13 protein-coding genes and 1 pseudogene are annotated in these 20,968 nt (G+C 34.7%); 10 read left to right on the top strand and 4 right to left on the bottom strand.

Annotated elements, in window-relative coordinates; all coding sequences use genetic code 11:
- Positions 1–34: 34 nt before the first annotated feature.
- The gene (gene lepA / locus ACN0WI_RS00240; RefSeq protein ID WP_417884594.1) at positions 35–1,831 is read right to left on the bottom strand and encodes a translation elongation factor 4; all 1,797 of its coding nucleotides are present in this window, start codon (positions 1,829–1,831) and stop codon (positions 35–37) included.
- Between the two features lie 369 nt (positions 1,832–2,200).
- On the opposite strand from lepA, the gene ACN0WI_RS00235 reads away from it, so the two are divergent.
- Positions 2,201–3,457 carry a sugar MFS transporter gene (locus tag ACN0WI_RS00235; protein ID WP_417884593.1) on the top strand — a complete coding sequence of 419 codons (1,257 nt, stop codon included), beginning with the start codon at positions 2,201–2,203 and terminating at the stop codon, positions 3,455–3,457.
- A 105-nt stretch (positions 3,458–3,562) separates the two neighbouring features.
- A complete protein-coding gene (murQ, locus tag ACN0WI_RS00230) occupies positions 3,563–4,393 on the top strand; it encodes an N-acetylmuramic acid 6-phosphate etherase (protein ID WP_417884592.1) in 831 nt (276 codons plus the stop codon).
- Between the two features lie 15 nt (positions 4,394–4,408).
- Here murQ and ACN0WI_RS00225 read toward each other — a convergent pair whose 3' ends face one another.
- On the bottom strand, positions 4,409–5,164 hold the full coding sequence (locus tag ACN0WI_RS00225) for a DeoR/GlpR family DNA-binding transcription regulator (RefSeq protein ID WP_417884591.1): 756 nt from the start codon (positions 5,162–5,164) through the stop codon (positions 4,409–4,411).
- A 254-nt stretch (positions 5,165–5,418) separates the two neighbouring features.
- Here ACN0WI_RS00225 and ACN0WI_RS00220 point away from each other — a divergent pair, with 254 nt between their 5' ends.
- Both ACN0WI_RS00220 and ACN0WI_RS00215 read left to right on the top strand, forming a co-directional pair.
- A complete protein-coding gene (locus ACN0WI_RS00220) occupies positions 5,419–8,481 on the top strand; it encodes a SusC/RagA family TonB-linked outer membrane protein (protein ID WP_417884590.1) in 3,063 nt (1,020 codons plus the stop codon).
- Positions 8,482–8,486: 5 nt separating this feature from the next.
- The gene (locus ACN0WI_RS00215) at positions 8,487–9,998 is read left to right on the top strand and encodes a SusD/RagB family nutrient-binding outer membrane lipoprotein (RefSeq protein ID WP_417884589.1); all 1,512 of its coding nucleotides are present in this window, start codon (positions 8,487–8,489) and stop codon (positions 9,996–9,998) included.
- Positions 9,999–10,089: 91 nt separating this feature from the next.
- Here ACN0WI_RS00215 and ACN0WI_RS00210 read toward each other — a convergent pair whose 3' ends face one another.
- Entirely contained in the window at positions 10,090–10,224 is a 135-nt protein-coding gene (locus tag ACN0WI_RS00210) for a hypothetical protein (RefSeq protein WP_417884588.1), read from the bottom strand.
- 39 nt (positions 10,225–10,263) lie between these two features.
- On the opposite strand from ACN0WI_RS00210, the gene ACN0WI_RS00205 reads away from it, so the two are divergent.
- The 6 genes and pseudogenes from ACN0WI_RS00205 (at position 10,264) to ACN0WI_RS00180 (ending at position 19,789) form a co-directional block, all read left to right on the top strand.
- On the top strand, positions 10,264–11,808 hold the full coding sequence (locus tag ACN0WI_RS00205) for a glycoside hydrolase family 10 protein (protein WP_417884587.1): 1,545 nt from the start codon (positions 10,264–10,266) through the stop codon (positions 11,806–11,808).
- 9 nt (positions 11,809–11,817) lie between these two features.
- Positions 11,818–12,837 (top strand): dipeptide epimerase, encoded by a 1,020-nt coding sequence (locus ACN0WI_RS00200; RefSeq protein WP_417884586.1) that lies wholly within the window; start codon positions 11,818–11,820, stop codon positions 12,835–12,837.
- An 18-nt stretch (positions 12,838–12,855) separates the two neighbouring features.
- On the top strand, positions 12,856–14,064 hold the full coding sequence (locus ACN0WI_RS00195) for an SH3 domain-containing protein (RefSeq protein WP_417884585.1): 1,209 nt from the start codon (positions 12,856–12,858) through the stop codon (positions 14,062–14,064).
- Positions 14,065–14,167: 103 nt separating this feature from the next.
- A pseudogene (gene lgt / locus ACN0WI_RS00190) lies at positions 14,168–14,981 on the top strand (prolipoprotein diacylglyceryl transferase).
- 211 nt (positions 14,982–15,192) lie between these two features.
- A complete protein-coding gene (gene ggt / locus ACN0WI_RS00185; RefSeq protein ID WP_417884584.1) occupies positions 15,193–16,902 on the top strand; it encodes a gamma-glutamyltransferase in 1,710 nt (569 codons plus the stop codon).
- Positions 16,903–16,930: 28 nt separating this feature from the next.
- Positions 16,931–19,789, top strand: a complete 2,859-nt coding sequence (locus tag ACN0WI_RS00180) for a TonB-dependent receptor (RefSeq protein WP_417884583.1) — start codon at positions 16,931–16,933, stop codon at positions 19,787–19,789.
- A gap of 211 nt (positions 19,790–20,000) precedes the next feature.
- Here ACN0WI_RS00180 and ACN0WI_RS00175 read toward each other — a convergent pair whose 3' ends face one another.
- Positions 20,001–20,948, bottom strand: coding sequence for an N-acetylmuramoyl-L-alanine amidase (locus tag ACN0WI_RS00175; RefSeq protein ID WP_417884582.1), 948 nt, complete (start codon positions 20,946–20,948; stop codon positions 20,001–20,003).
- Between the last annotated feature and the right edge of the window lie 20 nt (positions 20,949–20,968).

Here is a 20,968-nt window from a genome sequence, read left to right as displayed (position 1 = left end):
TACGAGGTTTATATAATTCAGGTTTCACTGTTTGTTAATCGTTTAGTTTTAAAACAGCCATAAATGCTTCCTGAGGAATTTCAACATTACCTACTTGTCGCATTCGTTTTTTACCTTTTTTCTGTTTTTCTAAAAGTTTTCTTTTACGGGAAATATCACCACCATAACATTTTGCCGTTACATCTTTTCGAAGTGCTTTTACGGTTTCTCGGGCAATAATTTTAGCACCAATTGCGGCCTGAATTGGAATATCGAATTGTTGTCTAGGTATAAGTTCTTTTAATTTTTCACACATTTTTTTACCGATATCGTAGGCATTATCTTGGTGTAATAAGGCAGAAAGAGCATCTACTTTATTAGCATTTAAAAGAACATCTACTTTTACTAATTTAGAAGCGCGTAATCCAATTGGTGAATAATCGAAAGATGCATATCCTCTAGAAACTGTTTTTAAACGATCGTAAAAATCGAAAACAATTTCAGCCAGTGGCATATCAAACGTTAACTCAACACGCTCAGTAGTTAAATAAGTTTGATTGGTAATCTCTCCCCTTTTTTCAATACAAAGCGACATTACCTGACCTACAAAATCAGCCTTTGTAATGATAGTAGCTTTAATATAAGGCTCTTCTACCCTATTTAAGGTGGATGGCTCAGGTAAATCTGATGGGTTATTTACTAAAATAACATCGTCCGGATGTTTATTGGTATAAGCATGGTAAGATACGTTAGGAACAGTTGTAATAACTGTCATGTTAAATTCACGTTCTAAACGTTCTTGAATAATTTCAAGATGAAGCATTCCTAAGAATCCACACCTAAAACCAAAACCTAATGCTGCAGAACTTTCTGGTAAAAAAGTTAACGAAGCATCATTAAGCTGCAATTTTTCCATTGATGCTCTAAGTTCTTCATAATCTTCAGTATCAACCGGGTAAATACCAGCAAATACCATTGGTTTTACGTCTTCAAAACCAGCTACAGCTTCGGTAGTTGGATTTTTAGCATCGGTAATAGTATCCCCTACTTTTACTTCTCGAGCATCTTTAATACCGGTAATTAGGTAACCTACATCTCCGGTTTTAATTTCTTGTTTTTTATGCTGAATTAGTTTTAGTGTACCAACTTCATCTGCAGTATAATCGTTACCGGTAGCAACAAATTTAATATGCTGATTTTTTTTAATACTTCCATTTATTACTCTAAAGTAAGTTTCTACACCACGGAAAGGATTGTAAACAGAATCAAAGATCAAAGCTCTTAAAGGAGCATCTACTTTTCCACTTGGTGCTGGAATTTTAGTAATAATTGCATGTAGTATTTCTTCAATACCAATACCTGTTTTTGCACTAGCAGGAATTATTTCTTCTCGGCCACAACCTAAAAGATCGACAATATCATCAGTTACTTCTTCTGGATTTGCACTCGGTAAATCTACTTTATTTAATACCGGAATAATTTCAAGATCGTTCTCTAAGGCTAAATATAAATTAGAAATAGTTTGTGCTTGAATACTTTGGGCAGCATCTACAACTAATAAAGCGCCCTCACAAGCAGCAATAGATCGAGAAACTTCGTACGAAAAATCGACATGGCCGGGAGTATCGATAAGGTTTAAAACATAGTGTTCCCCTTCGTATATATAATCCATTTGGATAGCGTGACTTTTTATGGTAATGCCTCGCTCCCGCTCCAAATCCATATTATCTAAAAGCTGCTCTTGTTTTTCTCTTTCGGTAACCGATCCAGTAAAATCCAATAGTCTATCTGCTAATGTACTTTTACCATGGTCGATATGGGCGATGATACAAAAATTACGAATGTGTTTCATCAATTCTTTTTTATTGCTTTATCGGTTCGATGTAGTTCACCATTTTGCGGATTATTCATCCTAAATATTATGGTGTCGTGCATATGAACATTAAAATTATTATGCGCTTAATGTACTTTATAAAAAGTTTGGCTGCAAATATAGTTTATTTCTTACTCTAAAATCAAAAGATGCTAAATTGTAACAAATAGTTTGTTAGGAGTTTATCGTTTTTATGTTATGTAATTTTATAAAAGGAGCTTGGTTTTATAAAATTATATATAAAGTAAATAAAGATTGTTTAAATATTTATTTAACTATTAGTTCTATATTCACGTTATTTTTAATAGTTTAGTTAAAATTTTATAATTCTAGGTTAAAATTAATTAGATGGCTACAAAAAATACTTCGCAAACCAGTAAATCGATAATTATAATAGGTATTTTATTTTTTATTTTTGGGTTTGTAACTTGGTTAAATTCAGTATTAATCCCTTATTTAAGAACAGCAAACGAACTCAATAATTTTCAGTCTTTCTTTGTCGCTTTTGCATCTTATATTTCATACTTTGTAATGGCAATACCTTCAGCAAAAGTTCTGGAAAAAACTGGATTTAAAAAGGGTATGGGGCTTGGTTTGTTAGTAATGGCCATTGGAGCATTAATTTTTATTCCGGCCGCAGCTTCTAGAACGTATGCCTTATTTCTTACCGGATTATTTGTTCAGGGAACAGGTTTAGCTTTATTACAATCGGCTGCTAACCCTTATATTACAGTTTTAGGCCCAATCGATAGTGCTGCTAAGCGAATTAGTATTATGGGGATTTGTAATAAAGTTGCCGGCGCTTTGGCTCCGCTAACTTTAGGGGCTATTCTCTTAAAAAATATGGATAAAATCGAAGCAAAGCTAAGTACATTAAGCGGAGCAGAACGAGAAGCAGAATTAGATATTTTATCCTCTAGAGTTGAGATGCCATATATAGTGATGGCTGTTGTGTTGGTATTATTAGCTGTATTAATATATTTTTCTTCATTACCTGAAATAGAAACGGATAAGGAAGATGATATGGTAGCTGCGGCTAATAAAAATAAAACTAGTGTATTACAGTTTCCAAATTTATTACTTGGGACTTTAGCTATGTTTTTATACGTTGGGGTAGAGGTAATAGCGGGTGACACAGTTATTACTTATGCTAAAAATGGTCAAGGCATAGCTACAGAAATAGCTAAAAACTTTACATCATACACGTTAGTTGCCATGATTGTTGGTTATTTAATAGGAACGGTAACAATTCCTAAACTTATTAGTCAGGCAAAAGCACTTCGAATTTCAGCCATTTTAGGTATTTTTTTAGGACTTGCAGCAATTTTTACAGATGGTTTTGTTTCCGTTGTTTGCATATCCATGTTAGGTTTAGCAAATGCAGTAGTTTTCCCTGCAATATGGCCTTTAGCTTTAGATGGTTTAGGAAGGTTTACTAAAATAGCTTCTTCATTTTTAATTATGGCAATTGCTGGAGGAGCAATCGTTCCGTTAGCTTACGGAGCTTTAGCAGATAGCATTGGTCTTCAACAAGCATATTGGGTGGTAATTCCTTGTTATTTATACATACTTTTCTTTGCTGTAAAAGGCTATAAATTGAGATAATATTTTTAAAAATTTCTTTTTATGATAATTTTTAAGCTTAAAATTTGAAGATCTTTTTTTATTCTGAAAAAAAATATCAGAACTTGCATGCGTTAATTTGATCTCATGGAATGCAAAAAACCGGATACCGAAAAGCAATCGAACTATAACGATCTTGAAAAAATGAATACTTCAGAATTACTCTTAAGTATTAATAAAGAAGATCAAACAATTGCTGAAAATGTGCAAAAACAACTACCTGCTATTGAAAAACTAGTAACAGTAATTGTTGAAAATATGCAAAAAGGCGGCCGGTTATTTTATATTGGTGCAGGAACTAGCGGCCGTTTAGGCGTTTTAGATGCTTCTGAATGTCCACCGACTTTTGGGGTATCTCCAGATGTTGTTATTGGTTTAATTGCAGGAGGCGATACCGCTTTGCGGAATGCGGTTGAAAATGCAGAAGATAATTCAAAACAAGCCTGGAAGGATCTTCAGGAATTTAATATTTCAGATAATGATACTTTGGTTGGGATTGCAGCTTCGGGAACTACACCTTATGTAATTGGTGGTATAAAAGAAGCAAGAAAACAAGGAATTTCAACAGGTTGTGTAACCTGTAGTAGTGGAAGCCCATTAGGAGAGGCTTCAGAATTTCCTATTGAAGTAGTTACCGGTCCCGAATTTGTTACCGGTAGCACTCGAATGAAAGCTGGAACTGCACAAAAAATGGTGCTAAACATGATTTCTACTAGTACTATGATAAAGTTAGGAAAGGTGAAAGGCAACCGTATGGTAGATATGCAACTTTCTAATAAAAAATTAATAGAGCGTGGTACCGAGATGATTATGGAAGAATTAAAGGTGCCTCAATCCGAAGCTAAGCAATTATTACTGAAATATGGTAGCGTTCGAAATGTTCTTTTAAATTATAATAAAAAAGTAAATAAGTATTAATTTTTAGTACGAAAATTATAGGAGTTCTAAGCCTGCTTTTTTGTAATTTTTTAGATCTTCATTTGAAGGATCTAATTCGGTAATAAGTGTATTTACTTGTTGAATGTTGCATACTTTATATCGATTTGCAGTATTTAATTTTTTTGAAATACTAAGGGAAATAACTTTTTTTGAAGAGTTAATCATCGCTTTTTTCATTTGTGCAATTTCCCAATCAATTTCCGAAATTCCTTTATCGATATCCACATAACCGGTTCCTAAAAAACAAATATCGGCTGAAATATCACTCAATGTATTTATAGAGCTTCCCCCAGTAGCAAGTTGCGAACCTTTGGATAACTTCCCTCCAATTAAATGAATATCGTTAAAGGTAGAGCTGTTATTTAATAACTCTATTGCCATAGGTAGGCTAGGAGTAAAAACAGTAAGATTCATTTTTTTAGGGAGTAATTTTGCTAATTCTAAATTTGTAGATCCGCCCGTTATAAGCACAACATTTCCATGATTTAAACATGAGATAGCTTTTTTAGCAATAATTGTTTTGTTTTCGTATTCATAAATCTCTCTATTTTGATCAGATTGAATATTAAAACCATTAGATATCGCACCACCATGTACTTTTTTAAGTTGTTTAGATTTATCTAATTCAATAAGGTCTCTACGAACCGTATCTATAGACACATTCATAATATTTTTTAAATCGCTTAAAAGAACTCGATTATGTAAATGAACTTCGTTAAGAATAATTTTATGGCGTTCTGTTTTTTTCATGTATTAGAATTAAATAAAAAATCAGTCTCTAATATTTCAATTTTAATTAAAATTTAAGTTAAAAAAGAGATATTGTTAAATTGACTATAATTTATTAAATTAAATAAAAATTTAGTTTTTATGCAACAATATATTGCATATTGTGATTTTTTTATTATATAAAACTGCATTTTAATTAAAAAATTGCAATTTTGTATTGTTTTTAAGGTTTTTATATGATAAGTTTGTTTATAACTAATTGTTAACGAGCAACTATGAAAAACCAACTAAGGAAACCAATCCTTTTTCTACTCTTAGTATTTTCAATACAGATTTGGGCGCAAGAAAGAGAAATTTCTGGGACAGTGGTAGATGAAGATCAAATTCCACTTCCTGGTGTAAATGTTCGATTAAAAGATTCTAAAACAGGAACCGTTACTGATTTTGATGGTAATTTTAGTTTATCAATTCCAGATAATAATTCAGTTTTAGTATTTTCTTCTGTAGGATTTATAAGAAAAGAAATAGCAGTCACTAATCAATCAACTTTATCCGTTACAATGTCCGTCGATACCGAGAGTTTAGATGAAGTGGTGGTAACTTCATTTGGAATTGAAAAAAAGAAAAAAGCGCTTGGGTATGCCGTTCAGGAGATTTCTTCAGAAGAAGTCTTAGAAGGTAATCAGAAAAACGTAGTGAGCGGTTTACAAGGCAAAGTTTCTGGGGTAACTATTGGGAACTCTGGAGGTGCACCTGGTTCTTCATCAGTAATTTTAATACGAGGAGGAACATCGATAACAGGTGATAATCAACCTTTATTTGTAGTAGATGGTATTCCAATAGATAACTCTACCGGTTCTAGTTTAACTGTAGCGAGTATTAATAGAGCAGCTGATTTGAATCCTGAAGATATCGAAAACATTTCAGTACTTAAAGGTCCGGCAGCCGCAGCATTGTACGGAATTCAAGCAGCTGGTGGAGCAGTAATTATAACCACTAAAAAAGGAAAAGCAGGAAGTAGTACTATTTCGTATTCCGGAACATTTTCTGTTGATGAAGTTTTAGGAACTCCAGATGTTCAGCAAGTGTTTGGTCAGGGTAAACAGAGTATTAACAAAGGAGTATTTAATTATGTCGATCAATCGGAATTTAGTTTCGGTCCTGAAGTCTCTTCCGGTGCTAAAACATATAATCATATTAATGATTTTTATCAAACGGCAATTACTCAGAATCATAATGTAAGTTATTCCGGAGGGACCGAGAAAAGTACCATGTATCTTTCGATAGGAGACTTATCTCAAGAAGGCGTAATCGATGGAACGAGTTACGATAAAACATCATTCAAAATAAATACATCGTCTAAAATAAACGATAAACTTACTATTGGTGCTTCGGCCAATTATATTGTAAGTGAGATTGCTAGTACCAAACAAGGGAGTGCAAGTGGGAGTAGTTACGGAAGTTTACTTTCGTATCCAATAAATATAGATATTCAGGATTATTACAATGAAGATGGATCGCAAAAAATGTTTTATACCGATCAAACTTTCGATAATCCATATTGGAGTTTGGAAAATAGCCCTAATAATAATAAGGTAAATCGATTATTGGGAATTGTAAATATTAGCTACGATTTTCTAGAAGATTTTAATCTTTCTTACAAATTAGGAACCGATTATTTTAGAGAATTTAGTAAAAGAATTATCGGAGATGGCTCATTAATTGAGAGAAGAAGTGAGGGGTACATTAGCCAATTTGAACGTGAAAATAGACGAACTACTTCAAATTTAATACTAAGCTACAATAAAGCGATAACAGAGGATTTTTCAGTAGATGCTTTGGTAGGAAATATGGTAGAAGATTCTAAAATACATACTGTTTATACCTATGGTGATGGTTTTCAAGCTCCAAATATTTATAGTATTGGAAATGTTTCTAAAGAGAATCAATCTATTTCAGAGATCATACGAAGAAGAAGATCCGTGGGAGTGTTTGGAGAAGTAAAATTTGGTTGGAAAGATGCACTTTTTCTTAATTTTACAGGAAGAAATGATTGGAGTTCTACTTTACCTAAAAAAGATCGCTCATTCTTTTATCCTTCTATAGGAACCTCTGCAGTTCTTAGTGATTTATTAAGTCAAGGTGGGCACAATATTACATCCGATAACGGGCTAACTTATTTAAAACTCCGAGCAACTTGGGCTCAGGCAGGTAAAGATGCACCAATTGGAGCACTTGAAAGCTTTTTAGGTACCGATATTAATTCTTTAGCAAGTTCTGCGTACACCTACAACGGAGTTGATATAGGAAATCCGGAATTAGAACCTGAATTTACGAATAGCTATGAGTTTGGTTTCGATTCTCGATTTTTTAAAAATAGAATAGGCTTAGATATGAGTTTTTATTACATGAAGTCTAAAAATCAGATTCTTAAAGATATTCGTGTTCCGCCATCTTCAGGTACATTTTATGCAACTATGAATGGAGGTTCTGTAGAAAATAAAGGAATAGAAGCTTTATTGACCGCTAAAATTTTCCCAAGAAATAATAATTTTCAATGGGACATGACTTATAATCTAGGGATAAATCGAAGTGATGTTATCGAGTTACCTGGCCAATTAGATGAAGTTTATCTTTCAGATTCTTGGACATTTGGAAATACTGCAGCCGGAGCGGCCATCTTAGGAGGATCGTTATTCGGGCTAAGAGGCGATAAACCGAAAAGAACTGAATCTGGAGAATTAGTTATTGGTGCTAATGGTATTCCTGAATTTGAAACCGTAATTTTTGAGGATGTAAATCGCTTACCGAATTGGACGCTGGGTATAACCAATACCTTATCGTATAAAAACTTTAATTTCTCATTTTTATTAGATTTTGTACAAGGTCAGGAGGCTTATAATGCTACAAAATCAGCATTAGCTTATTATGGTCTTGCTGAAGAAACGCTTACTAGAACAGGAAATAATTTAAGAGTTATTGAAGGAGTATATGCCGATGGCTCACCGAACACCACACAAATAACCGATCAGCAATACTATCAAAATTATTATTCTCAAAATGCGGAAAATTTTATTGAAGACGCTTCTTTTACAAGGCTACGTTATGTAACACTGTCTTATGATTTACCTAGCGATTTTTTGGATAAACTACATATTGTGTCAGCACAACTTTCAGTAACCGGAAGAAACCTTTTTACCATTACCGATTATAGTGGGGTAGATCCGGAAGTAAATACGTTTGGAGCCGGAATTCAAGGAGCGGGTTCTGTAGGGATCGATAATTTAGGAACACCGAATACCAGAGGTTTTGATATGGGTTTACGATTTAAATTTTAGAAATTATGAAGAATATTTATAACTATATATTGGCTATTTCAGTACTGATGTTGTCGTTTTCATGTAGCGATGATTATTTTGATGTAAACAGTTCAGAAACACAACCTTCTACAACAGGTTTAGCACCGCAATATCGAATAGAAGGAGCCATAGAAAATACGGTGGCAACTGCTCAATATCGAGGAATAAGAGAAGTGCTAGGGATTGTTCAGTACGGTTCACAAAATACCCCAGCCTATTATTCAGAATCATGGAATACTTATTTAACTACTGGAAGTTATTATTTGTGGCAAAACGTATATGTATATGCCTTGCCTAATACAGCAGACCTTATTTATCTAGGGGAACAATATAATTCACCACACTATACTGCTGTTGGTAAAATTTTACGAGCTTATATTTTCGGGATGGCAACCGATCAATACGGATCAATTGTAATGGAAGATAGTTACGATCCAGAAAGAACCATAATTCTAGAGCCTGAATTTTCGACTCAGGAAGAAGTTTATGAAAGAATTTTTCTTCTTCTAGATGAAGCTATTGCTGAATTAGATCAGGAATCCGAAATTGGATTAAATGATGAAGAAGGGGATATCCTATTTAATGGAGATACTGAACAATGGAAGCGTTTTGCATATTCAATAAAGGCAAGATATTTAAATCATTTAACCAAAAAATCTTCAGGAGAACATGCTTACGATCCACAAGCTGTTATAAGTGCTATTGAGAAGGGATTCACTTCAAACCAAGATAATGCGTTAATTCAGTATGGAGGAGGAGAAGCCAGTAACGATAACCAGCCTTTTAGTGAAGATGGTTATGGTTCCACCCGATTCGATTTCTTTTCTGAATTTTTTGTAGAATTACTTAAAAATCCATTAAATATCGATGAAGAATTTCAAGATCCGCGATTAACTCGTATTGTTACCGAGGCCGAAAATGGAGGATATTATGGTGTAAAAACAGGTGCCGGAATTAATAATGACCCTAAACTTAATGATGCTGATAATTACTCTACTGGATATGGAGGTTTTTATACTTCACCAGATTCACCAACGTATATGATGACTTTTTCTGAAGTAAAATTTATTGAAGCTGAAGCCAAATTTAGAAGTAGTGATATAGCAGGAGCATATGCAGCTTATAAAACTGGAGTAGAAGCCGATCTTCAAAAATTAAATATTCCTTCTGAAGAAATTTCAACTTATATAACAAAAATCGATGAAGAAATTGGACAGGAAAATTTTGGGTTAACACAAATTTTTGTGCAAAAATATATAGCAAATATGTTAAATCCGGAAACTTGGGTAGATTTTAGAAGAATGGATTATAGTTCAGCAATTTATCCGGGCTTAGAGCGTCCAGATAATGTAAATGTAAGTATTTTTCCAAACGAAGATGATTGGATAAGAGCGATGATGTATGAATCTAATGAAGAAGCTCGTAATTACAAAAATATGCCTAATAATAATCCTGCAATTCGGTTAACTACACCACTGTGGTGGGATACCGAATAGTAATCTTTTTTAGATCGATAAACGTATTCAAAATTGGTTGATTTTGAATACGTTTTTTAGTTATAAATAAAGTTTACACACTCAATAAAATTTATTTTAATTTTTTATGTTTACTTCTATTCATAGCTAACTCTAAACCAAATTTATGCGTCAGCATTTGTTTTTTAAAAGATCCTACATATTTATCGTTTGTTTTCTGATAATTTCCTCCTGCAAAACTCAGCAAAAAGTTCAAAATTCAGAGTCGGAAAATAAACCAGAAGCTGTGGAAACCGAGATTCCGGTTGAAGATAAAACTGACGGGATCAATACTACAACACCTGCAGAAGTAAATTCAGAAGAATTACCCGATACTGTTGAAGTTGAAAAAGAAATTTTAAAAAATGAATCCCCAATTGATGTGGCTGAGTTTCGTGCCGCATGGATAGCAACGGTCGCAAATATCAACTGGCCATCACGTTCGGGTTTGCCAACTGCACAGCAACAGCAAGAAGCGATAAAATTACTCGATTTTTTATCGAATCATAATTACAACGCAGTAATTTTTCAAGTGCGGCCACAAGCCGACGCGCTTTATCAAAGTGATTTGGAACCTTGGTCTTATTTTTTAAATGGCACTCAGGGAAAAGCTCCCCAACCTTATTATGATCCTTTAAATTTTTGGATAAACGAAGCCCATAAACGAGGAATGGAATTACATGTTTGGTTAAACCCATATCGAGCCTATCATACCACCGGAGGCGAAATTAGCGATGCTTCCATAGTAAAAACCAATCCCGAAATGGTAGTGAAATTGCAAAACGGAATGTATTGGATGGATCCTGCCCGTAAAGATGTTCAGGATCGTACTTCAGCAGTTGTCGAAGATTTGGTGAATCGATATGATATTGATGGAATTCATTTTGACGATTATTTTTACCCGTATGATTCGTATAACGGAGGTAAAGATTTTCCGGACGATAAAAGTTGGAATTTTTATAAGACTGAAGGAGGAAAATTAAGTAGGGGAGACTGGCGTCGTAAAAACGTAGATGATTTTATTGAGCGTGTAGCGAAATTGGTTAAAAAAGAGAAAGATTTTGTAAAATTCGGGATTAGTCCGTTTGGAATCTGGCGTCCCGGTTATCCGCAATCTATCGTAGGTTACGATCAATATGAAAAGTTGTACGCCGATGCAAAAAAATGGCTAAACGAAGGTTGGGTAGATTATCTTACGCCGCAGTTATATTGGAAAACCGATCAAACTCCGCAAAGCTTCCCAGTCTTATTAAACTGGTGGAAAGAGGAGAACACCAAAAATCGACATGTTTGGCCGGGAATTAATGCCGGGCTAATCGAGGAAGAAGTTTACGAAAACGAACTGTTTAATCAGATAATGATTACTCGCGGAATGTTAGCTAAAGATCCCGGAGCAGTACTTTGGAACCTTAAGGCTTTGATGAATAATAAAGAAGCTGAAAAAGCTTTAGCTGAAAATTATTTTAGAAAACCGGCTTTGATACCAGCAAGTCCGTGGATAGATGATAAAGCTCCAAAATCACCTGAAGTTTTAACTAATCTTGATGGAAATACGCTTAGAATTTCTTGGCAGCATCCAGATGAAAATGACGTCTTTAAATGGGTTTTATATTTTCAATACGAAGGCAGTAAATGGGACTTCAAAATCCTGAATAACGATCAGCTTTCAGAACTAAAAACCACGCTTTCTTACCTTGTTGGACAAAAGAAAGTGAAATTATCGAAAATCGGAATTACAGCCGTAGATCGTACCGGAAATCAAAGTGATTTTAAAGAAATCATTTTAGAATAGATTGATAAAATGAAGATCGAATATCACCAATATCAGTTGCAGTTAAAGGACACCTTTAGGATAAGTCATGCATCGCGAGATGTGCAGCCAAGTTTGGTGGTTTCAGTATCTCACGATGGTTTTACCGGCTTTGGCGAAGCTGCCGCAACTTCATATTACGGAGTGACGGTAGAGGGGATGATTCGGTCTTTAAAAAAAGTCGAAAAAATTGTCGAAGATTATATCGAAGAACCTCCGGAAATGATTTGGGAAAAGCTTTATCCTGAATTAAAGACTGAAACTTTCGCGCTTTGTGCGTTAGATATGGCATTGCATGATCTTTATGGAAAGAGACAGCAAAAACCCCTGCACAAATTGTGGAATCTTGATCCTTCTGAAGTACCGCAAACCAGTTATACAATAGGAATTGCTTCAACCGAAGAAATGATTCGTAAAATTAAAGATTTTCCCTGGCCATTGTATAAAATCAAGTTGGGAACCGATCATGATATCGATATTATAAAAGCGCTTCGAAAACATACAAAATCGATTTTCAGGATCGATGCAAATGTGGCGTGGAATGCAAAACAGGCGATCGAAAATAGCCATATTTTAAAGGAATTAAATGTTGAATTTTTAGAACAGCCACTTCCGGTTGAGGATTATGATGGACAAAAACTGCTCTTTGAGCATTCAGCTTTACCTGTAATTGCCGACGAAAGTTGTATCATAGAAAGCGATGTTGAAAAGTGTGCCGATTATTTTCATGGGGTAAACATTAAACTCACTAAGTGTGGTGGAATTACCCCGGCTTTACGAATGATTGCTAAGGCAAAATCACTTGGTTTAAAAACCATGGTAGGTTGTATGACTGAGTCTACTGTTGGGATTTCAGCGATTGCGCAACTCGCCCCAATGTTAGATTATGTAGATATGGACGGTGCTTTGCTTTTAAAAAACGATACAGCAACCGGAGTGAAAATCACTTCAGAAAAAGTGATTTATCCTACGGAAAATGGTACCGGAGTAAAATTGTTTAAATTTGAATAAGATTGAAATTCAGTAAAAATGAAGATAAAAAAATATAGTTTTTGGACCCTGGCTTTAGCAGGTATTTTGGTAAGCTGCAACGAGAAAGCAGAAAATACTTCCGAAGAAAAAAACGAGGCACAAATAGTTATTGATAGTTTGGAAAATGTATATGCTCCAGATGGAAGAGTAGCCTTATTTGATGTTGAAGCAGAAAAAAATGCTGACGGTTTTAAGATCGAAGGCGAAACCAATATGCTAGAAGCGGCGGATGACCTGGAAAAAACACTGAACCAAAAAGGCATAAAATTCACTTCAAATATTCAAACTTTGCCAGATGAGAAAGGTTTAGAAAATCAAACGATGGGGGTGATCAAGATTTCAGTAGCAAATCTTCGTGAAGAACCGCGGCACGCAGCGCAACTGGTAACGCAAGCTACATTGGGAATGCCGGTAAAAGTGTATAAAAAGGAGGGAAGCTGGTATTATATTCAAACTCCTGAAGGGTATTTGGCTTGGGTAGATTATGGAGGCATTCAGAATATGACCAAAGAAGAGTTTTCTGACTGGAAATCGAAAGAAAAGCTGATCTATTTAAATCCTTACGGAAAATCGCTAAAATCACCTAGTAATGACGCTGAGGTAGTTTCCGATCTTGTAGCCGGAAACGTTTTAGAGTTAACTTCAGAAAAAGGTAATTTTTATGAAATAACTTATCCTGATGGCAGAACGGCTTTTGTACCAGAATTTGATGCAAAACCTTATAAAACCTGGTTAGCAGATTTAGATGTTAATGGTGAAACATTAGTTGAAACAGGCGAGAAATTGATGGGACTTCCTTATTTGTGGGGAGGGACTTCACCAAAAGGAGTAGATTGTAGTGGTTTTACAAAAACGGTATATTTCTTAAACGGAATGGTAATTCCACGTGATGCTTCACAGCAAATTCATACCGGAGTTTTAGTAGATTCTACCAAGAATTTTGAGAATCTTGTTGCGGGAGATTTGTTATTTTTTGGTAAACCTGCAACAGATTCTAGCAAGGAAAGAGTGATTCATGTAGGCATGTGGATTGGTGATCATAAATTTATACATTCTATGGGTGATGTGCACATTAGCACAATGGATACCACTGCTGACGATTTCGATGAGTATAACTATAATCGTTACTTGCGTACAAAACGAATTTTAAACGAAAAAGATAAAGGATTACAATACCTTAAAGAGGCGGATATTTTTACAGAATAGAAGTTTTTAATAAAGCTTTATGTCTTAGGTTTCTTCTAGGTTTACAGAAAAGACGAGACGATAAATTATAAAACTAATCTAAAAAGTTTAGGAAAATAAGAGCATGAAAGACAATATTATATATTGGGATTTAGATCCTGTTATTTTTTGGATTACCGATTCTTTTCCGCTAAAATATTACGGTCTCTTTTTTATGAGTGGCCTTTTTTTAGGCTACTTTATTATATAAGAAAGAGAACATTCCGGTGCAGGATTTAGATAATTTGCTAACCTATATCATTTTGGGGACGCTAATAGGAGCAAGGCTTGGGCATTGTCTATTTTATCAACCCGAATATTTTCTTAGTCGACCTTTAGAAATGTTTTTACCCATTCAAAAAATAGGAGGATCCTATCAATTTGTTGGTTATCAAGGTCTGGCCAGTCATGGTGGTGCAATTGGTGTTTTGATAGCTATTATACTTTATTGTAAAAAATATCAGGTAAATGTCTTATGGTTACTTGATAGAGTTGCAATTGGTATTCCGGTGGCTGGTGCTTTTATACGTTTTGGTAATTTTATGAATTCAGAAATTTATGGAAAACCAACCCATGCTAATTGGGGGATAGTTTTTATGCGCGATGATATGATCCCAAGGCATCCTACTCAACTCTACGAAGCATTTTCATATTTATTAATTTCAGTGATTTTGTATAGCCTTTACAAATCAGAAAATATCAGAATTAAAAATGGACAATTATTTGGTCTCTTTTTAATACTGCTATTTTTGGCTCGTTTTATTATTGAATTCTTTAAAGAAAATCAAGTAGCTTTTGAAGATAGCCTTACTTTAAATATGGGGCAATGGTTGAGCATTCCGTTTATAGTAGCAGGCGCAATATTAATTCTTTGGAAGAGAAAATATCTCAAAAGCTAATGCCTCAAATTCATTATTAATTTTTATCTAAAGCTTTTTCTATAATAGAATTACAGATATTCATTTTTCAAAAATCCTTATAAAAATCATAAAACCTACTTAATAGATAGGTTTTATGATTTTATAGATAAAATCTTGTAGCTGAATTTCTTTTTTCAGATTATAATTTGTCTATTTGTGTTTTAGTTTAACATTCTCTACTCATAAATCTATGAAAATCAAACATCTTATTAACCTATTAGTTCTATCGGGTTTATTCTTTATTTCGTGTAAATCAAAAACAGCAGAAATATCCAAGTCAAATATAACCGGTGAAATTGCCGAAAAAGCAATGATAGTTTCTGCCAGAAAAGAAGCTTCAAAAATAGGTGTTGATATCATGAAAAAAGGCGGAAATGCTTTTGATGCTATGGTGGCTACAGAGATGGCTTTGGCAGTAAGTTACCCGTTTGCCGGTAATTTAGGGGGCGGTGGTTTTATGGTTTATCGTACTGCCGATGGCGAAATAGGTACCTTAGATTATCGCGAAAAAGCACCATTAACCGCTTCAAAAAACATGTATTTAGATGAAAATGGAAATGTAATTGATGGTAAAAGTACGTTAGGAGCTATGGCCTCTGGAGTTCCGGGAACCATTGCAGGAATATTCAAAGCATATGAAAAATTTGGGAGTTTACCAATTCAGCAATTATTAAAACCAGTCATTGAATTAGCCGAAAAAGGAGTCGTGGTAACCCAAAAGCAGGAAGAGCGTTTGCAAAAATATCGCGAGGTTTTGCTACAAGTAAATCAAGATTCTATTCTTTTTACTAAAAATTATTCAGAAGGAGATACTATTAAAAATATCGCTTTAGCTAATACTTTAAAACGAATTGCTACTAATGGTAGAAATGAATTTTATGGCGGCGAAACCGGAGAAAAAATGATCGCTTTTCTACAAAAACAAGGCGGAATTTTAACGGAAGAAGACTTGAAAAAATATGAGGCTAAATGGCGAAATCCGGTTCGTATTCAATATAAAGATTATCAAATAATTTCTATGCCACCTCCTTCTAGTGGCGGAATTGTTTTAGGACAGATTCTAAAGATGATCGAACCATTTCCGTTAGAAGAATACAATCAAAATTCAACAAAATATATTCAGGTTTTAACTGAAGCTGAGCGTAGAGCTTACGCAGATAGGAGTTTTTATTTAGGGGATTCCGATTTTTATGATGTACCACAGGACACATTATTATCACAACAATATTTAAGTGATAGAATGGCTAATTTCAGTTTTGATGAGGCTACTGCTTCTTCAGCAATAAAACACGGTACCATAAACGGTTACGAGAGTAACGAAACCACTCATTATTCAATTGTAGATGAAGAAGGCAATGCGGTTTCAGTAACAACTACTTTAAATGGCGCTTATGGTTCCAAATTATACATTCCGGAATTAGGTTTTTTTATGAATAATGAAATGAACGATTTCAGTCTAAAACCTGGTGTGCCTAATATGTTTGGTTTAGTAGGAGCTGAAGCCAATGCGATTGAACCAGAAAAACGAATGTTGAGTTCCATGACACCTACCATTATTGAAAAAAACGGAAAACTATGGATGGTAGTAGGCTCACCTGGAGGTTCTACCATTATCACTTCAGTATTACAAACATTTTTAAATGTTGCTGAATTCGATTTATCGATGCAAGAAGCCGTTGCAGCAAAACGTTTTCACCACCAGTGGTTACCAGATGAAATTATGATGGAACCCGACGGTTTTGAGGAAAAAATAATAGAAGAGCTTCAACAAAAAGGATATCATATTAATCAAAAAGAATCTAGAATTATCGGTAAGGTAGATGCTATAAAAGTATTGCCTAATGGTGATTTAGAAGGAGGCGCCGACCCCAGAGGTGATGATACCGCTATCGGCTTTTAATTACTTACTAAACTAAAAAAACAAAAAAATGAACAAGATTTTTACCCTACTCTTTTTGCTTATTGGCAGTAATATACTCGCACAGCAAGAAAATATTACGGGAAATGTAACCGATGAAAATTCTGAGCCTTTACCGGGCGTAAGTATTCAGCTTAAAGGAACACAAACCGGAACGGTAACCGATTTTGACGGAAATTTTAGTATTGCAGCTGAATTAGGAGAAACACTGGTTTTTACTTTTGTAGGATTTGAAAAAAAAGAGGTTGAAATTACCCAAACTAAATTAAATGTACAGTTGGTAAACGGTACCAATTTAGAAGAAGTGGTTTTAGTAGGTTCAAGAAACCGAAGTAGAACGGTTACTGAATCTGCTGTGCCGGTAGATGTATTGGATGTAGAGGAGCTTCAGGTTTCAGTACCACAGGTAAATGTAAACCAGATTCTAAATTATGTAGCCCCTTCATTTACGTCGACAACCCAGTCTTTATCAGATGGGACCGATCATATCGATCCGGCTTCGTTACGGGGTTTAGGGCCCGATCAGGTATTGGTGCTAATCAATGGGAAACGTCGTCATACTTCTTCTTTAATTAATGTAAACGGAACTTTTGGTAGAGGTAGTGTTGGGACCGATTTAAATGCCATTCCTGCTGTAGCCATCAAACGAATTGAAGTATTAAGAGACGGCGCTGCAGCACAATACGGATCGGATGCAATTGCAGGAGTTATAAATGTAGTTTTAAAAGATGAGGTAAATACCCTTAATTTTAATGTAACAACCGGCGCAAATGTATCTCGAAATGCGAATGAACAAACCGGTGGGATAGATGGCGAAAGCGTTAATGTAGCAGCGAGCTACGGAATTGCATTAGGCGATAACGGTGGTTTTATAAATTTCTCTGGAGACTTTGATTATCGGGATTCGTATAACCGAATGAAAGCCTGGGAAGGTGATATTTTTAATGCTTACAATGCAGTTGAGTGGAGAGCTAACCAAGACAATGCCGATATTAGTAATTTGTCTAATCAGCAAATTCAAAATTACGCGCAGCAGGTAGATTATTTTTCTAACGATTTTAAAAGTGAAATAGCTCAAGCTACAGATCGTAGTGCTTTACAAAATCTTTTAGGGCGAGATGTTACTGAAGAAGAATTGGCTGCACGTGGTTTAAATCGATCTGATTTCAATATGCGCGTAGGACAATCGGAATTGAGAGGCGGTCGTTTCTTTGCCAATTTTGCATTACCATTAGATGATAACGGAACCGAGTTGTATGCTTTTAGCGGGCTTAGCTCTCGTAAAGGAAATGCAGCAGGTTTTTATAGATTACCAAATCAAAGTCGTACGTACACACCTTATTACATTAATGGATTTTTACCGGAAATCAATTCTAAGATTACCGATAAATCTATTGCAGCCGGAATACGTGGAAAAGTTGGAGACTGGGATGTAGACTTTAGTAATACTTGGGGAGAAAATGAATTTATGTATATCATTTCAAATACTTCTAATGCTTCTTTAGAAGGAACCAGCCCAACCACTTTTGATGCTGGCGGATTTTCTTTTTCTCAAAATACGACCAACCTTGATGTTTCTCAGTTTTTCGATGGTTTGTTTGAAGGTTTCAATGTAGCTTTTGGTGCCGAGTATCGATTGGAAAATTATAATATTATTGCTGGTGAAGAAAAGTCTTATACGCAATATACCGAAGATGGAACTATTATTACGAACTCCAGCCAGCAACCGGCAACCGATTTCTTTGGGAATCCTAGAGCAGGTGGAGCACAAGTTTTCCCTGGTTTTACCCCAGATAATGCAATTTCTAGACAACGAAATAGTGTAGCTGCATATGCCGATTTTGAAGCAGATGTAACCGAAGATTTTCTGTTAACTTTTGCCGGAAGATTTGAAAACTATTCTGATTTTGGATCGACCTTAAATTTTAAAGTAGCTTCCAAATATAAACTTACGGATAACTTAAATTTACGAGCTGCGGTAAACACAGGCTTTAGAGCACCATCATTACACCAAATTTATTATAACTCTACTTCTACTGTTTTTGACGATTTTGGAGATCCGGTACAAGTGGGAACATTTTCTAATGATAGTAGAGCTGCTAAATTGCTGGGCATTCCAGATTTAAAAGAAGAAACCTCGAAAAGCGCCAGTTTTGGAATAACTGCTAAAATCCCAGATGCAAATTTAACCATTACAGCTGATGCTTATTTTGTAGCGATAGACGATCGTGTGGTTTACACAGGCCGTTTTAGTGATGACGATCCAGATTCTGAAATTAGTCAGATTCTTAGAAGCGCGAATGCAGAATCTGCTGCATTTTTTGCCAATGCGATCGATACAGAATCAAAAGGACTGGATGTGGTAATTACACAAAATATATTTTTTAATAATGGTTGGAAACTGAAAAACGATTTGGCCGGTACTTTTACTCAAACTAAAAGAGTTGGAGATATTCATGCTTCTCCTTTATTACAAGGAAAACTAGATACTTATTTTTCTGAAGACAATCGTATTTATTTGGAAGAAGCCGTCCCCAGAACAAAGATTAATTTAACCAATGTACTTACAGTAAATGATTTTAACTTCTTCCTTCGTAATGTCTATTTTGGTGAGGTAACACAGCCTTCTAATACTTTTGCCAATCAAGAAATTTACTCAGGAAAAGTAGTAACCGATCTTTCTGTAGGCTATAATTTTGCAGAATCGGTTAATCTAACAATAGGAGCTAATAATTTGTTTGATTTATATCCCGATAAAAATAGAATAGAAGATAACCGAAGTAGCGGAAGATTCGACTGGCCTAGAAATGCCCAATTTGGTATAGGCGGGCGTTATCTTTTTGCGAGATTGCATCTTAATTTAGATTAATCAAAGCGCTAATAGCTTGCTGGGATCAGTTATTTTATACAGTAAACCTCACAGTTTTCAAATCTGTGAGGTTTCTTAATTTAATAAGTTTTCAACTAATATTATCGAATGTAGCATTCAAAATGCGCCATTTTAAGGCTTGATTTTTTAACTGAAATTTTCACTATTATCAATTCTAATTTGTAACAATAAAGCAATCTATATACTATTTCTAATTAAGGGATTTTTGATATAAATTATAAAGAATTTTAATTTCTTCTGCGTTTAAAATTCCGTCTACCTGCTCTTTTTCCTGAAGAAAATGGATTTGAAAGCTTTTAATTGCGGCATCTAGATCGTCTACGTTATATCCAATAATTTTCAAAGCTTCAGCAATATCAAAATTAGACGGAATTACGTTTGGAAATAGATATTTATCGAGAATTGGAATTCGCTTTTTCAAAGCAGGATAGATATTGTCGATTTTCAGTGGCTTTTCTGTAAAAAATTGATACTCAAACTGGATATTTTCGATACTGTCTTCATCATACCAGATTCCGTATCCTTCTTCAGCCAAACTTTTCCAAGGAAAGTTGGCACTCGGATCTACTTTTCTTCCCGGAGCAATATCTAAATGGCCTATAAAGTTTTCAGTAGGAATTTTATAATCTTCTTTTAGTTGTTTTAAAACCGCAAGTAAACTTGAAATTTGAGCATCAGAGAATTTTTCTTTGCCATTATTATCAAGTTCGATACCTATAGAAGATGAATTTAAATCGGTAGTATGCCCCCATTGGCCAATGCCACCATGCCAAGCACGATAATAGTTGTTGAGCATATGGAAAACTTCTCCATCATCTCCAATAACATAATGTGAACTTACCTGAGTTCTGGGAATCGTAAATGTGTTTAAGGTTTGAATCGTAGAATCCTGAGCGGTATGATGGATAACTACAAAATTGGGTCGTCGAAGATTGAAATTAGTAGTTCCCACAGGATACTCACCATAATTGAGTGCGGATTCGTTCTGGTTTTCTTCAAGTGGAAACTTGCTAAGTTCTTTTGCATAGGCTTTCGCCTTTTTTTTATAAAATTTATTAGTAGTTCGGTATGGGTTTGATGAACATGCAACCATCAAACCCAAACCTCCTAAAATCAAAAATTTTCTAAAATAAGTCATTGTTGCGTTTTCTAACCAAA

It is taken from the genome of Zunongwangia sp. (assembly GCF_048269745.1).
In the GTDB taxonomy this organism is placed as follows: Bacteria; Bacteroidota; Bacteroidia; order Flavobacteriales; family Flavobacteriaceae; genus Zunongwangia.
The sequence above is the reverse complement of the archived record's forward strand: the minus strand, read 5'-3'. Positions and strand labels throughout refer to the sequence as shown.